Here is a 15339-nt window from a genome sequence, read left to right on the forward strand (position 1 = left end):
TATTCCGAGTTCGTCAGCTGAAAGTATAGCTATACACTACTTTCGGGCCACTAGGACACACCAATATATTCTGAGATATCGATTAAATAATACTATTTGGCGAAGATTTAGTTCGTGCTAGCATCCGCTATACATATTCCTCACTTTAGCCAACACTAGCCATAGAAATAACCAACAACCCAAAGGAAAGTTGTGAGTGTGACGTTTGAGATTTTGAAAGAGAAATATGGTGCTGTTCTGACTTTGGAGCAATTAGCCGAAACATTAAGCCGTAAGCCAGAAGGCGTCCGAATGGCGTTGTCGAGGAAAGAGTCTTGGGCGAAAGACATCAGTGCTGCAAAGGTTTACATCGGCCGACGCGTATATTTCCCGGTTGAGTCTGTGGCAAGACTACTCGACAGCAGATTCGCTAACAACAGTCGCAATAAATCTTATGAATAGGGGACCAAGATGAAGAAATCGGTAAGACGAACTTTAGCTGCTAAATTTTTCGCTATTTTAACTGCAACAGCATTACCTACTCATGCCGGCGTTCCTGTTATTGATGGTGCAAATTTAAGCCAAAACTTGATGACCGCCTTTGAGAGTGTTACGCAAACTCTCAAACAGATTCAACAGTATCAAGTTCAGCTTCAGCTTCAGCAGTATGAGAATCAACTGAAGAATACATTACAACCATCCACGCAACTTTGGGATGACGCTACTACTACAATGAACCGCTTGCGTAGTGCTATTGATACTCTTGACTATTACCAGAACAGCCTAGGAAGTATAGACGCATATCTTGCCCGTTTTAGAGATATGGCTGCTTATCGAAGTTCGCCATGTTATTCCGTGGACGGTTGCACAGCAGCAGAATGGCAAGCAATGAAAGCAACTGAGGTATTTGGCTCAGAGGCGAAAAAGCGAGCGAATGACTCTTTGTTCCGCGGGTTAAAAACCCAACAGCAGAACTTAGAATCGGATGCATCGCAGCTACAACGCCTTCAATCCTCTGCGCAAGGAGCGGAGGGGCAACTACAGGCTATCGGGTACGCCAATCAGCTAGCAAGCCATCAATCTAATCAACTTTTACAAATTCGCGGATTATTGATAGCCCAACAAAATATCATTGCTACTCGCAATCAGGCACTTTCTGATAACGAAGCAAAACAGCAGGCGGCGAGTGACAAGCGATTTGCAGCCCCTGGTCCGTCTGATCCGACTGAGGATAGGTGGCATTGATGAAAAATCCCATATCAATTATGGCGATCATTTTTGCCGTATCGGGTTGTGGCAATAGAACCGACGCCGAGGCGGAACGTCAGATGCATTTAAAAGATACGTATCGGGTTCCGCCACCTAGTGATCCTACCGAAGATCAATGGGCCAAGCCTGATTCCGAGCCACCAAAGTCAAGGGGCAGTAAATGAACAACCGCGTTTGCCGAAATTTAATATTTTTGGTTCTCCTCGGCCTAATCGCTTTTCCGGCATTAGCCGCACCTCCAAGTGGCGGGGGCGTTTTAAACGATGTGACACTGCGGTTTTATACATCTAGCTCTGCATGGGGGCCGTGATTACTGGTTATGCCACTTGGTTGTTTTGGATGCTTGTTACCATTAGCATGGTTTGGACGTTTGGCATGATGGCTTTGAGAAAAGCAGATATCGGAGAATTTTTTGCTGAGTTTGTAAAGTTTACGATAACAACGGGGTTTTTTTGGTGGCTACTATCGAATGGCCCAGCAATGGCTGTTGCTATTATTAGCTCGATGCAAGAGATTGGGGCGCGCGCGGCTGGGAGTCCTATCGGCATAGAGAATTTAACTCCGTCAAGTCCGATCTCTATTGGTCTCAATATCGTTAAAAAGGCTTTCGCATCGCTCAGCTGGGTGCACCCCATTGATAATCTCGCTATTGTAATCGTGTCGACGATTATCCTGCTTTGCATGTGCGTTGCGGCAGCAAATATTCTTATCACCTTGGTAAATGCATGGGTAATGGCATATGCAGGCATTTTCATCCTGGGGTTCGGTGGCTCACGGTGGACTTCTGATATGGCAATTGGCTATTTCAGGTCCATGTTAGGCGTCGGGATGGAATTGATGACGATTACCCTGCTAGTGGGCATTGCAACGAGTTTAATCAGCGGTTTTTACGCCAATCTGGACGGGTCATCTCTCTATGAGCTGCTGGTGGTTTTTTGTGTATGTGCCGTTTTGGCTTTATTGATCCACAAGATACCTGGTCGCATGGCCGCGTTGGCTGGCGGTGGCTCTGGTGCCGGAGTGGGGGTGGGTACCCTTATGGGCGGTATGGCAATGGCTGCATCAACCGTTGCGACAGGAGGTGCCGCTGCCGTAGGAGCTGGCTTAGCCGGTGCTGCCAGTGCTGCGGGTGGTGCCCAAGCTCTTATGGCTGCATTTTCCAAGGCGAGCGCAACGGAAGGCGCCGGTAGTGGTGGTAGTGGAATCGGCGCTCTTACGGCTGCTGCCGGTGGCGGTGGTGGGGAATCTGGCGGTGGCGGTAGCGTGGGTGGAAGTTCGCTGGCGGCAGCGATGGGCGACATGGACAGCGCTTCTTCAAGTAGTGCTGGCCACGCTGGTATGGGGTCGAGCAGCTCGGCTGGTGACTCGCCAACCCGCGCATCGACGGGATCAAGTCAACGAACAGGCAAATCGAACGCCAAGGGAAGTGCGGGTAAAAATAGCGCTCCGGGTGAAGCAAAATCAGGGGTTGCGATGATGGCTGCAAAGGTTGGTAAGGTTGTCGGGGGTACTGCAGCAGGCCTGGCGCAAGGGACATGGGACGTCGCGAAAGCTAAGGTGTCTGAAGTGAGCGAGTCGGCCATGGACCGGATTGGCGAAACTACAGGCGGCAAGATCGCGACCGCGATCAAATCGCGGGAACAGACCGGCAGAGTTACGGGGACCGCCCAGTTCGATGAAAGCAGCTTGTCGGCTGGTACCAAAACCGGTGGTATGAATAGCGAAAGTGAATCCGAAATAGCAGAATTTGTAAACCGGCCGGCAAGTAACGATATGGGCAATAATAGTGGAGCTAAATCGAATACTTCATTAACTGCAGCAAGTGGCAAATCGGTCTTTGACTAATCCAATCAGGAGAGTTAATCATGGATGCATGTATTGAAAAATTTGCTTCGTACGTCGACGTTCTGGAGTACGCATTGAACATGATCGACGATGATGTTTCTTCGTTTAACCTTGGTCAATACAGCGAGGCTGTGAAAATCCTCGATACCATCATGGAGGTTAATACGATGTTGGTCTATCGCTTCCAGTGCGGGCCAGTGCCGAGAGCTGATATGGCCGACGCTAGGAAGAAAGTAAGCGACCTCTCGATGGAATCTAAGGGCGAGACAGAAAATCTGATTCACATTTCCAGTGGGTACTCTGCTATATAGCTTTCCTAGGATCAATTATCGGTTTAATCTCAGCCAACCAACGGCTACTAATTTTGGAGAATTGAAGGCGCAAGAAACCTCATTTTCGAGGCGACTGTCAATTAACTGGTTTTACCTTGGAGTAAAAATGTTTAGAAACTGCCGCACTAGAGATCTTGAAAAGCATTGATTAAGAATAGATTAAATCGATTAGGTGATTTTCAATGCCAGAAAATTCGCAATCAAAACAGATACTTACAGTGGTATGGGCTGTGGACAATGTAGACTCTATCCCGGATTTTGGGGATGCTATCCCCCGTTGTGGCACATTCTATCCCCCCACCTGCCCATCCTGTCCCCCCCTCCCTGCAGACTCTATCCCCTGAACATGAGTGGATATTGGCCGCGCTTTTGAAGGTGCTTTTTCTGAGCAATAGTCGGTGTCCGTTCTACGGTCACCAGACCTCCAGGCGATATTTTGCTACGGAAATATTGTCCGCAATCGTTGTGCGCTTTCTCAAGCAATTGAAGCGCTGGCTCAAGGGTCGCAGTACGCCAGCACCTTAAGGCTCGCTCCTTTGCCATCTCCGTCTTCGCCGAAGCGCCCGTCTTGCTCCCGCAAAGCGAGTGAAGGGTGTCAACGTTAAGAGGGTATGGACGTGCGTGTGTCGAGTAGTAGCCGTGAAGCCACTGAGCCAACGGATATCCCTGCAAGCTGCGTCGGATTGTCCAATCCACCCCTGTATAGGCGTCGCGGCTGAATAATACTCTCATGCGAGGATTAAGAGTCAGCATGTACTGTCCATTGGTATCATCTAAAAGGACCTCATTGATGAGCGAGCCGATATAGGTATATGGACCCTGTTGAAGCTCAACATTTGCACCAGCTAGCCGCGTGACAACGCTCTTGAGCCACTTGCGATCACCCTTCCCAAGGCTATCGCCATTGGGTCCGCCGCGGCCGATTAGCCGCAGAAATTGCCTGGCGCCAAACTGAATTGGTTGAACTAAGTCGGCATTCCGCGATAAGTGCAAGATCCCCTCCCATACATCCAGATCGGTTTGATCGAGCTGCATCCCTGAGTACCATATTACAACCCCCTCAACCGATGCAATCAGCTCCCGGTCCAGTCGAGCACGCTTACAACGGCCGATCGCACCGAACAAGGCAGAGCGTAGAACTCCGTTGGGAACGCCACGCACAGTCTCTGGCCAAGGGGGCATGCGGGAGCCTGCGGCGAGCGCGCGCTCTGTGATTCGTTTGGAAAGACCCTCGAGCATCATGACTATGCCCCCGGGTCCGGCGCGTCGAAGAGGCGCCTGCTGGCGGTGCAGTGCTAGCCGCTGTAGTGGTCTGCTCAGTTTTCCGAGGACGGCCACGTTTTGGCGTATCCAATGGCAAAGCCGGCGCTGGAGGGGGGATAGAACATGCTTTGCGAGCCAGCATTCGACATCTTCCGTGCGCCATAAAAGGCGTTTGGTGCCGGGAAGTCGGCATATCGGCGGCAGCGCCTGGGGATTACGCGTTACATCGCTACGAATGCTTGCGACAGATTTATGAAGGCAAGCTGATAACTGCTCAACGGAAAGTAAGGTTTGCATGGCAAGACGTCTCCGAACCCGACCGGTCAGAGACCGTCGGAGTCGAATGAGTCTGCGGGGCTGCACGCTTTCCAGTTGGGACGAGAACATTACGCCAAAGGCTGCTCGACCAACTTCGCTATGGAAAACCTACAGCGGGGTTGTCCCCCTCGTGTTTCCGTTCTCCTGGAAGCCTCACACTTTGACTCCGGCCTCATTCTGACCGGCGGTGAGCCTCTCGCAGGCGATTGCCTAGGGCATCCTTTCCTATTCATCCTCCTTCCGCTTTAGAAGATGAACCGCTGAACGATACGTGGCCCTCGCTTCGTGGCGACAGGTCTGCGGGCTACGCTACCTGGTCGCTTTGCTTTTGTCTCGGGGCCGTTCACACGCTCTCAGCACGGTGCTGAAATCATAGCGTATTTTGGAAAACAACAGTGCACATGACTGCACAGATAGGCAAATTGACATGTGCCTATACCTTCGCTTGCAATCGCCTGCAATGCGATGCAGTATCTCGAGCGTGCTAGAAATTAGAGAAAAGAAACTTGGCACAAGTTTGGCACAGTCAGTGTGCCAAAAAATGCATCAAACTGCTAAACACCGCAACATATCGCAGCGCATAACTTATTGATTAGAAGGGAAAAAATGGTGCGGCTGGCTGGGATCGAACCAGCGACCCTTGGCTTCGGAGGCCAATACTCTATCCACTGAGCTACAGCCGCACGAGAGAGAACCGAAGGATACCGGCTTTCCTCGGCCACGTCTATCACAAAGCACAACTTTTCCTATCGTGCGCGCGGAGACACGGATTTTGCCTTGGCGCAGCAGGTGCAACAGCCCGTCAATAGGGCGTCTTGCCTATGCTTCAATTACGTTCCAACCTGTATAGTTTTGAGTCTATAATCGGTTGCTTTTCGGCGAGAAGTCAGCCATCCCTGATGTCATAAGATTAACACTGGCCACCGGCTCAGCAACTTGTACTAAGGAAATTATGAGCGACGCACATCACGAACATCAATCCGCCATCCGCACCCCGAAACAGCTGATCGTCGCAGTCATCGGCTTCTTCCTCGTCGTCACCCTCGGCATCATCCTCCTTGTCCAATACGTCACGCAGCAGAAGCTGCCGGGTGCGGGTTCGACCGCGCAGTCGCCGGAAGCCATTGCGGGGCGCTTGAAACCCGTCGCGGACGAGGGCTTCACCTTCAAGGATGCCAGCGGACCGAAAGTGCTGCAGACGGGCGAAGCCATCTATACGTCGACCTGCCAGGCTTGCCATGGCGCCGGTGTCGCCGGTGCGCCGAAAACCGGCGACGCCGGCTCGTGGGGCGCCCGCATCGCCCAGGGTTACGACACCATCGTCAAGCATGCCATCGAGGGCATCCGCGCGATGCCGGCCAAGGGCGGCAATCCGGAGCTGGACGATGTCGAGGTGGCACGTGCCGTCGTGTTCATGGCGAACCAGTCGGGCGGCAAGTTCAAGGAGCCGGAAGTGCCGGCGCCTGCTGCCGCGGCGGCTGGTGGGGATGCTGCGGCGCCGGCTGCCGCGCCGGCGGCGGAGCCTCCGAAGGGTTGAGGTTTGGCTGGATAAAAAAAACCGCTCGTTGGAGCGGTTTTTTTATTGGCAGAGCAGGCAGTAGACCCCTGTGACAGGCCCCGGAACGCTGCGGCCGCGGATTAAAACCGGGGTCAGTCCCATGCTGGGACAGACCCCAAGCGAGGGCCGCTGGCGCTCATGCTGGAGTTTTCACGTAATGTCCCCGCTGGCGTGCCAGGGCTTGCGGGGCTGTCCCTGGCAAGGGACAGCCCCGCAGCTTCTTACCAGATGATCACGCGCTCTTTCGGCGGCAGGTACATCTTGTCGCCGTCCTTGACCTTGAAGGCTTCGTAGAAGCCCGGCTGGTTGCGCATCGTGCCGTTGGCGCGGTACTGGCCTGGCGAGTGCGGGTCGGTCTTGATCTGCTGGATCAGCGCCGGCTCGCGCATCTTCATGCGCCACACCTGCGACCAGCCCATGTAGAAGCGCTGGTCGCCCGTCAGGCCGTCGATCACTGGCGCCTTCCTGCCCTTCAGGGACAGCTTGTAGGCTTTATACGCCACGGCCAGGCCGGAGTTGTCGCCGATGTTCTCGCCCAGGGTCAGTTCGCCGTTGACGTTGTAGCCCGGCAGCGGGCTGTAGGCGCTGTACTGTGCCACCAGCTGGCCCGTCTTGGCCTTGAAGTTCTTGTGGTCGGCCGCGCTCCACCAGTCGCGCAGGTTGCCGTCGCCGTCGTACTGGGCGCCCTGGTCGTCGAAGCCGTGGCTGATCTCGTGGCCGATCACGCCGCCGATGGCGCCGTAGTTGACCGCGTCATCGGCCTTCGGATCGAAGAACGGCGGCTGCAGGATCGAGGCCGGGAAGACGATCTCGTTCATCTCCGGGTTGTAGTAGGCGTTGACGGTCTGCGGCGTCATCAGCCACTCGTCGCGGTCGATCGGTTTGCCCAGCTTGTTCAACTCCTTGTTGTAGTTGAATTCGGTGGCGCGCTGCACGTTGCCCAGCAGGTCGTCGCGCTTGACCGTCAGCTTCGAATAGTCCAGCCACTTGTTCGGGTAGCCGATCTTGGTCGTAAACTTCGCCAGCTTGGTTTGCGCTTCCTTCTTCGTGGCCGGCGTCATCCAGTCCAGCGTGTTGATGCTCTGCTTGAACGCGACCAGCAGGTTGTTGACGAGCTTTTCCATGCGCGCCTTGTGCTCCGGCGGGAAGTGCTCGGCCACGTAGACCTTGCCGATGCTCTCGCCGACGGCCGCTTCGGTGGCGCTGACGGCCCGCTTCCAGCGCGGACGGTTCTCCGTCACGCCCGACAGCACGGTGCCGTAGAACTCGAAGTTGGTGTCGACGAACTGCTTCGACAGGTAAGGTGCCGCCTCACGCACCACGTGCCACTGCGCATACGCCTTCAGCGTTTCCAGCGGCGTGGCGGCCAGCAGCTTGTCCAGCGCCTGGAAGTAGGTCGGCTGGCTGACGATCACGTACGTCGCCTTGCCCTGCACGCCCGTGGCGGCCAGGTAGGCGTTCCAGTCGAAGCCCGGCATCAATTCGCCGACCTTGGCGATGTCGTACTTGTTGTACGCCTTGACGGGGTCGCGCAGCTCCACTTTCGTCCACTGGATCTTCGCCAGTTCCGTCTCGAAGCCGACGATGGCCTTGGCGTTGTCCGCAGCCTTGGCGTCGCCGGACAGGGTCAGCATCTTGCCGATGTGCTGCTCGTACTTCGTCAGCGCTTCCGCCAGCTTGGCATCATCCTTCTTCAGGTAGTAATCACGGTCCGGCAGGCCCAGGCCATCCTGGAAGAAGTCGGCCACGTACTTGGTCGAATCCTTGTTGTCCTGGTGGATGGCGAAGCCCATCGGCGCGGTCACGCCGTGGCGGTTGAATTCCGCGATCAGCTTCGGCAATTCCTTCTTGTCGGCGATGGCCGCGATCTGCGCCAAATTGGCCTTGATCGGCGTGACGCCCAGCTGCCCCACGCGCGCTTCGTCCATGAAGCTGGCGTAGAAGTCGCCGATGCGCTGCTGGTCCGCATCCTTGGCCTTGGCCGCGGCGTTCTCGATGATGGCGCGCAGCTGCGGCTGGATGTCCTCGCGCAGCTTGGCGAACGAACCCCAGCTCGACTTGTCGGCCGGGATTTCCGTCGTCTTCAGCCACTTGCCGTTGGTATGGACGAAGAAGTCGTCCTGCGCCCGCACGGACGGCTCGATATACTCGACTGCAATGCCGGAGGCCAGCGCTCCGGTTGCGACCTTGCTCGCAGGGGCCTTGTCGGCCGCGCCGGCAATGCCGCAGACGCCGGCCAACAGGCTCAGCGTTAATGCACTCAGAAGATGTCGTTTCAAGATATTTCCCTCTTATATATGACAGTGGTATGACCGGTCAGCGCCGGCAACCGACAATAGCATATGGCCCAATGGCCGCATAACAAAAAGGCCACGCTTGTGGCCTTTTTGACTCGCGCTGCTTTACGTGTATTACCAGATGATCACGCGCTCTTCCGGCTTGACGTACAGCTTGTCGCCTTCCTTCACGCCGAACGCTTCGTAGAAGCCGGGCTGGTTGACGACCGTGCCGTTGGCGCGGAACTGGCCCGGCGAGTGCGGGTCGGTCTTCACCTGGACGATCTGCTGCGCCTCGCGCATCTTCGAGCGCCATACCTGGCCGAAGCCCATGTAGAAGCGCTGCTCGCCCGTCAGGTTGTCGATCACCGGGGCCGGCTGGCCGTTCAGCGACAGCTTGTAGGCCTTGTACGCGATGGCCAGGCCCGAGTTGTCGGCGATGTTCTCGCCCAGGGTCAGCTTGCCGTTGACGTTGTAGCCCGGCAGCGGGCTGTAGGCGTCGTACTGCTTGACCAGCGCGTCGGTCTTGGCCTTGAAGTTGGCGCGGTCCTGCGCCGTCCACCAGTCGCGCAGGTTGCCGTCGCCGTCGGACTGGCTGCCCGAATCGTCGAAGCCGTGGCTGATCTCGTGGCCGATCACGGCGCCGATGGCACCGTAGTTGACCGCGTCGTCCGCGCGCGCATCGAAGAACGGCGGCTGCAGGATCGCGGCCGGGAACACGATCTCGTTGGCCGTCGAGCGGTAGTAGGCGTTGACCGTCTGCGGCGTCATGCCCCATTCGGTGCGGTCGATCGGCTGGCCCAGTTTCGACACATTGCGCTGGTAGTCGAATTCGGCCGCGCGGCGCAGGTTGCCCAGGAGGTCGCCCGCGTTCATCTTCAACTTGCTGTAATCGCGCCATTTGTCCGGATAGCCGATCTTCGGCGTGAACTTGGCCAGCTTGGCCTGCGCTTCCTTCCTGGTCTCTGGGCTCATCCAGTCGAGCGTGTCGATGCTCTGCTTGTAGGCCAGCAGCAGGTTCTGCACCAGCTTTTCCATGCGCGCCTTGCGGTCGGCCGGGAAGTGCTTCGCCGTGTACAGCTTGCCCATGCCTTCGCCGATCGCCGCCTCGACGACGCCGACGCCCCGCTTCCAGCGCGGCGGCTGTTCCGTCACGCCCGTCAGCACCGTGCCGTAGAACGCGAAGTGCGCATCGGCGAACGACTTGGACAGGTACGGCGACGCATCGCGCAGCAGGTGCCACGTCAGGTACGACTTCCAGGTGGCCAGGTCGGTGGACGCCACCAGCTTGTCGAAGCCCTGCAGGTAGCTGGGCTGCATGACGATCACGTAGTCCGTCTTGCCGGCGATGCCCGATGCCGCCAGCGCGGCTTTCCAGTCATAGCCCGGCGCCAGTTCGGCCAGCTTGTCGATGGCGATCTTGTTGTAGCGCTTGACGGGATCGCGGTTCTCGACCTTCGTCCACTGCGCTTCGGCCAGTGCCGTTTCCAGCGCGACGATGGCCTTGGCCTGCACGGCGCCGTCCTTGGCGCCGGCCAGCGTCAACACCTTGGCCACGTGCTGCTCGTACTTCGCCAGCGCGTCCGCCAGCTTGGCGTCGTCCTTTTTCAGGTAGTAGTCGCGGTCCGGCAGACCCAGGCCGCTTTGCGCCATGTAGGCGGCGTAGCGGATCGATTCACGGGCATCCTGGGAGACGCGCACTGCGTACGGTGTCGGTGCGCCGATGCGGGTCAGGTGCGCGATCAGGCCGGGCAGCGCCTTCTTGTCCTTGACGGCGGCAATGCGCGCCAGCTCGCCGGCCAGCGGCTTGGCGCCCAGCTGGTCCAGCTTTGCTTCGTCCATGTAGCTCGTGTACAGGTCGGCGATCTTCTGCTCGTCGCCCTTCAGGCCCTTCTTCTTCTGCAGTTCCTCGACGATGTCGCGCAGTTGCGGCAGCGTGTCGTCGCGCAGCTTGGCAAACGAACCCCAGCTGGATTTGTCGGCCGGGATCTCGGCCGTCTTCAGCCACTTGCCGTTCAGGTGCACGAAGAAGTCGTCTTGCGCGCGCACGCTCGGATCGATGTACTGCGTGTCGATGCCGGAGATGGCCGCACTGTCCGCCGCATGGGCTGCCGTGGCGGCAAACGCCGCGATCAGGGAGAGGGAAATGAGGTGTCGTTTCACGTTACCGCTTTCAATATCAGTTTTGTCCGGACCGGCTTAAAATTTTGTCTCCAGCCGCGCGCTCCACACCACGAACGTCGGGTTGACCGAATCGGCCCGCGATGCCAGTCCATTAGCGTACACCAGGTTGCTGCCCGGTGCATCCTCGGCCAGGGCATTGGCCGCCGCGATGCGCAGTTGCGTGCGGGCGTCGAACTTCCACAGCGCGTAGACGTCCAGCGCGCGCTTCTGGCCCGTCTCCACCACCTGCTCGATGCTGGTCTGGATGCGTACTTTCGGCGTCCAGTTGTAGCTGCCGCCCACCGTCAGCGGCACCGCCTTCAGGCGATAGTCCAGGCCCAGGTTGGCCGTCTGCTTCGCCTGCTGGTCGAGGCGGTTGTCCGGTCCGGGGATGCCGTCCACGCGCGACCAGAAGCGGCTGTAGTTCGTGCGCACGTCGATGTCGGGCGCGTCGGCGAACAGTTCGTTCAGCTTGAACTTCGCTTCCAGTTCGATGCCGCTGGTGCGGGCGTGGCCGATATTGGCCGGCGTGGACAGCCAGCGCGGGCCCAGCTCCGTATCGCGCAACGTCAGCTCGCGGCGGATCAGGTTGTCGATGTCGCGGATGAAGCCGCCGGCGCTGACGATGCCACTGCGGCCGATGTAGTGTTCGTAGGCCAGGTCGAGGCCCGTGGCCAGTTCCGGCTTCAGGTCCGGATTGCCGCTGCGATCCGGGCGCGTGGCGCTGTTCAGGCGCGACAGGAATGGCGCCGCGATCAGGTCCTGCACGTTGGGCGACTTGTAGCTCTTCGTCAGGCTGGCACGCAGCTGGTCCTTCTCGAAGCCGGGAATGCGCCACACGCCGTGCAGCAGGGGCGAGAACACGCTGCTCGTGTTTTTCACCGTGCCGGCGCTGCGGTCGCTGGTGGTGCGGATGCCTTCCCAGCGCAGGCCCACGTACATGCCGAACTGCGGTGTGACGTCCCACTCGTCCTGCGCGAACAGGGCCACGCGGCGCGTATCGGCCGTCAGGTTGTCGCCCGAGTCGGCAAACTGCGCGTTGCCGTTCTTGTCCAGCGAGACGCGGGTTTGTTCGCGATGGCTCGCTTCCAGGTCCCAGCCGGCCGACAGCAGGTGGCCAGCGCCGAGCGGCCGCGTGTACTTGCCGCCCGTGTTGATGCTGCGGTCGCGCGTCTTGTCGGTGTCGGTAAAGCGGTCCAGCAGGGTGCCGGCGGTGTCGTACTGGTTACGCAGCGAGTCGCTGTCCATCCTGCCGGCGCCGAAGCCGAACTTGACGTCCAGCTTGGCGTTGCCGTCCATCTTGTGCACCCAGTTGCCGAAGCCGCGCAGGAATGTGCTGTCGTTGTGCGACTGCTGCTCGGCGAAGTTGTACTCCGGCGCGATGATGCCGGTGGCCTGCACCAGCGTCGACGAAGAACCGCTGTCACGCTGGTTATACATCAGGAAGGGCTGGAAATTGAGCGTGTCGCCGTTGTCGAACTTGTACGACAGGCGCGGCGCCAGGTGGATCGACTTGCCCGAACCGGCGCTTTCGTCGCTGACCTGCTGGTCCTTCGTGACGGTGCCGTCGTCGCGCGTATCGACATTACGCGTGCGGCCCTCGTCATGCTGGCGGTTCTGCCGGATCGAGCCGTTCAGCGAGTAGCCGAAGGCGCCGGATTTGCCGGGCACCGTGATCGACAGCTCCGGCGAATGGCGGCCCGATTCGATCGAGTCGGTCACCTTCAGCTGGTTGTCGCGCTGGACGTAATCCTCGCGCAGCACCACGTTGATGGTGCCCGCAATCGCCCGCGTGCTGTGCTCCGCCACGGGGCCGCGCATGACCTCGATGCGTTCGACCTGGTCGGGCGAGATGGACTCCATCGAGAAGCCGGCCGGCGGACGCTCGCCGTTGACGAGCACCTGCGTGTAGCCGCTGCCCAGGCCGCGCATGCGCACGTCGCCGCCGCGGCCCGGACGGCCGCCGATCGTCACGCCGGGCAGGCGTTTCAACACGTCGCCGAGATTGGTGTCGCCGTTGCGGTCCAGTTCTTCGCGGCCGTAGATCTGCTTCGCGGCGGTCGAATTGCGGCGCGCGTCCATTTCCGTCTGGCGCCCGCCGGTGATCGTCACCTGGGGCACGACTTTGTCGGTCGTGTCGGTGGTCGTGGTCGTGGTGGTGGTCGGCTTGTCGGCGGCAGGATCGGTCTGGGCGATCGCATTACCGGCAAGGCCCAGCAGGACGGCGCAGGCAAAAGGGGTCAGTTGATTCATGGGTATCGAAGTCGGACGTCGCGCGGCGGACGAAACTGCCGCGCTGGCATTGTAAGCGCCGCCCTGGCCGCCGGCGTCGTCGCCGCGGCGTTTTTTACTTTTCGATACTTTTGCTGCTGTTGGCTTACTCGTTCAGCGCCAGCCGAGGCCGATCGGGATGGCCCGCGCAAAAAAAAGCCTGCGCGGGGAGCGCAGGCCAAAACCACTTCAGGGTAGAGAGAAATACCAGGCCAGTGTAGGGCGGTGGCCGGACCACTTCTGCCTTTCTTACATTTACTTACGCTCATTAACGTAAGTCATACAAGTCGTCGATAACCGTAACGTGGGCATGCCGGCAGGGTTGCCTGTCGGGCTAGACAAATGGGCGTGGCAAAGGCCGCGCATTTCAAGGATCAGCCAGCGCAACCTTTGAAAATCGGGTTTATACTGAATCGCATGGCGGCCGAGCGGCCGCCCTCGCATTTGAAGGTGATACATGGGCAAGAAACTGAAGAATTCCGGGCTGGTCGCCCTGGGTGTCGTGGCCGGCGTTGCCGTTTCCTTACAGTTCTCCGCACTGGCGCAACGCGCCGAGCCGGCCCTGCCGCTGGAAGAGTTGCGCCAGCTGGCCGACGTGTATGGCCTGATCAAATCGGACTATGTCGAGCAGGTGGACGACAAGAAGCTGCTGACCGAAGCCATCTCCGGCATGGTGGCCTCGCTCGACCCGCACTCCGCCTACCTGGACAAGAAGGCCTATGCCGAACTGCGCGAAGGCTCGCAGGGCAAGTTCGTCGGCCTGGGCATCGAGATCGCCCAGAGCGACGACGGCTACATCAAGATCGTCTCCCCCATCGAGGATTCCCCGGCCTACCGGGCCGGCATCAAGGCCGGCGACCTGATCACGCGGCTGGACCAGACGCCCCTGAAAGGCCTGTCGCTGGACGAATCGGTCAAGCGCATGCGCGGCGAGCCGCACAGCAAGGTGACCTTGACGGTGCTGCGCAAGGACGAGCCGCAACCGCTCACCTTCAGCCTCGTGCGCGAGGAAATCCACCAGAAGAGCGTCAAGGGCAAGATCGTCGAGCCGGGCTATGGCTGGCTGCGGGTGGCGCAGTTCCAGGAGCCCACCGTGGACGACCTGGCCGCCAAGATCACGGAGCTGTACCGCCAGGACCCGAACCTGAAGGGCCTCGTGCTGGACCTGCGCAACGACCCGGGCGGCGTGCTGCAGGGTGCCATCGGCGTGGCGGCCGCCTTCCTGCCGAAGGATGCGCCGGTCGTCTCCACCAATGGCCAGTTGCCCGACTCGAAGGAAATCTACTACGCACGGCCCGAGTACTATTCGCTGCGCAGCGATACGGATGCATTGGCGCGCCTGCCGGAAGCGGTCAAGCGCGTGCCGCTGGCGGTGCTCGTCAACACGGGTTCCGCATCCGCCTCGGAGATCGTGGCTGGCGCCCTGCAGGACTACAAGCGCGCCACGATCATCGGCAGCCAGACATTCGGCAAGGGCTCGGTGCAGACCATCCGCCAGCTGACGGCCGACACGGCCCTGAAGCTGACGACGGCGCGCTACTACACGCCGCATGGCCGCTCGATCCAGGCCAAAGGCATCGTGCCGGACCTGAACGTCAACGAATACCCGGATGGCGACGGCCTGAACGCGTTGCGCATGCGCGAGGCGGATCTGGAAAAACACCTGTCCAACGATCGCGAGGCGGAAGCGGCCAGGGACAAGCGCGACGAGCTCGAAGAACAGGTGCGCATCCTGGCGCTGGAGAAGAAGCGCAAGCCGCTGGAGTACGGCACGGCCGACGACTTCCAGCTGCGCCAGGCGCTGAACCACCTGAAAGGCCTGCCGGTGCAGCTGGCGCAGCCCGGGTCGCAGATCGTGCAGGCGGCCACGCCGGCGAAACACAAATAATCCCCATCATCGAAATAACACGGCGCCAGCATTGGCGCCGTTTTACCATCGAGGTTGATGTAAAATCCGAGCCTGTGCATTTTGCTAGTTTTTTTGGCAGCCGCGGCTGTCAGTAAGGCCGTTTCGACGGGCCAGCCGTTTCCAGCGCTGTCCTGTCAAAACGGCCTTCCTGCTTTT

At 59.0% G+C, this 15339-nt stretch carries 9 protein-coding genes and 1 tRNA gene; 5 read left to right on the forward strand and 5 right to left on the reverse strand.

What is annotated here, in order from left to right; all coding sequences use genetic code 11:
- Positions 1-450 precede the first annotated feature (450 nt).
- The 3 genes from trbJ to PX653_RS20680 all read left to right on the forward strand — a co-directional run bounded on the left by trbJ (position 451) and on the right by PX653_RS20680 (position 3404).
- Entirely contained in the window at positions 451-1224 is a 774-nt protein-coding gene (gene trbJ / locus PX653_RS20670; protein ID WP_277414595.1) for a P-type conjugative transfer protein TrbJ, read from the forward strand.
- Positions 1225-1545: 321 nt separating this feature from the next.
- The gene (gene trbL, locus PX653_RS20675) at positions 1546-3093 is read left to right on the forward strand and encodes a P-type conjugative transfer protein TrbL (RefSeq protein ID WP_277414596.1); all 1548 of its coding nucleotides are present in this window, start codon (positions 1546-1548) and stop codon (positions 3091-3093) included.
- Positions 3094-3113: 20 nt separating this feature from the next.
- Entirely contained in the window at positions 3114-3404 is a 291-nt protein-coding gene (locus PX653_RS20680; protein ID WP_277414597.1) for a hypothetical protein, read from the forward strand.
- Positions 3405-3758: 354 nt separating this feature from the next.
- On the opposite strand, the gene trfA is transcribed toward PX653_RS20680, so the two are convergent.
- Positions 3759-5075: a plasmid replication initiator TrfA gene (gene trfA / locus PX653_RS28380; RefSeq protein ID WP_371876361.1), complete on the reverse strand. Its 1317-nt coding sequence runs from the start codon at positions 5073-5075 to the stop codon at positions 3759-3761.
- 538 nt (positions 5076-5613) lie between these two features.
- Positions 5614-5689, reverse strand: a tRNA-Arg gene (locus PX653_RS20685).
- Between the two features lie 269 nt (positions 5690-5958).
- On the opposite strand from PX653_RS20685, the gene PX653_RS20690 reads away from it, so the two are divergent.
- Entirely contained in the window at positions 5959-6543 is a 585-nt protein-coding gene (locus PX653_RS20690) for a c-type cytochrome (protein WP_277414598.1), read from the forward strand.
- A gap of 242 nt (positions 6544-6785) precedes the next feature.
- On the opposite strand, the gene PX653_RS20695 is transcribed toward PX653_RS20690, so the two are convergent.
- The 3 genes from PX653_RS20695 to PX653_RS20705 all read right to left on the reverse strand — a co-directional run bounded on the left by PX653_RS20695 (position 6786) and on the right by PX653_RS20705 (position 13256).
- A complete protein-coding gene (locus PX653_RS20695) occupies positions 6786-8843 on the reverse strand; it encodes a M13 family metallopeptidase (RefSeq protein WP_277414599.1) in 2058 nt (685 codons plus the stop codon).
- 132 nt (positions 8844-8975) lie between these two features.
- Positions 8976-11003, reverse strand: coding sequence for a M13 family metallopeptidase (locus tag PX653_RS20700; RefSeq protein WP_277414600.1), 2028 nt, complete (start codon positions 11001-11003; stop codon positions 8976-8978).
- Positions 11004-11039: 36 nt separating this feature from the next.
- The gene (locus PX653_RS20705) at positions 11040-13256 is read right to left on the reverse strand and encodes a TonB-dependent receptor plug domain-containing protein (RefSeq protein WP_277414601.1); all 2217 of its coding nucleotides are present in this window, start codon (positions 13254-13256) and stop codon (positions 11040-11042) included.
- A 475-nt stretch (positions 13257-13731) separates the two neighbouring features.
- Here PX653_RS20705 and PX653_RS20710 point away from each other — a divergent pair, with 475 nt between their 5' ends.
- A complete protein-coding gene (locus tag PX653_RS20710) occupies positions 13732-15162 on the forward strand; it encodes a S41 family peptidase (protein WP_277414602.1) in 1431 nt (476 codons plus the stop codon).
- The last annotated feature ends 177 nt before the right edge of the window (positions 15163-15339 follow it).

This window comes from Pseudoduganella chitinolytica, assembly GCF_029028125.1.
In the GTDB taxonomy this organism is placed as follows: Bacteria; Pseudomonadota; Gammaproteobacteria; order Burkholderiales; family Burkholderiaceae_D; genus Rugamonas; species Rugamonas chitinolytica.

Bases quoted from the DNA above. Each gene is read 5' to 3' on its own strand.
- trbJ (WP_277414595.1), top strand. From the start codon at position 451: ATGAAGAAATCGGTAAGACGAACTTTAGCTGCTAAATTTTTCGCTATT.
- trbL (WP_277414596.1), top strand. From the start codon at position 1,546: ATGGGGGCCGTGATTACTGGTTATGCCACTTGGTTGTTTTGGATGCTT.
- PX653_RS20680 (WP_277414597.1), top strand. From the start codon at position 3,114: ATGGATGCATGTATTGAAAAATTTGCTTCGTACGTCGACGTTCTGGAG.
- trfA (WP_371876361.1), bottom strand. From the start codon at position 5,075: ATGTTCTCGTCCCAACTGGAAAGCGTGCAGCCCCGCAGACTCATTCGA.
- PX653_RS20690 (WP_277414598.1), top strand. From the start codon at position 5,959: ATGAGCGACGCACATCACGAACATCAATCCGCCATCCGCACCCCGAAA.
- PX653_RS20705 (WP_277414601.1), bottom strand. From the start codon at position 13,256: ATGAATCAACTGACCCCTTTTGCCTGCGCCGTCCTGCTGGGCCTTGCC.
- PX653_RS20710 (WP_277414602.1), top strand. From the start codon at position 13,732: ATGGGCAAGAAACTGAAGAATTCCGGGCTGGTCGCCCTGGGTGTCGTG.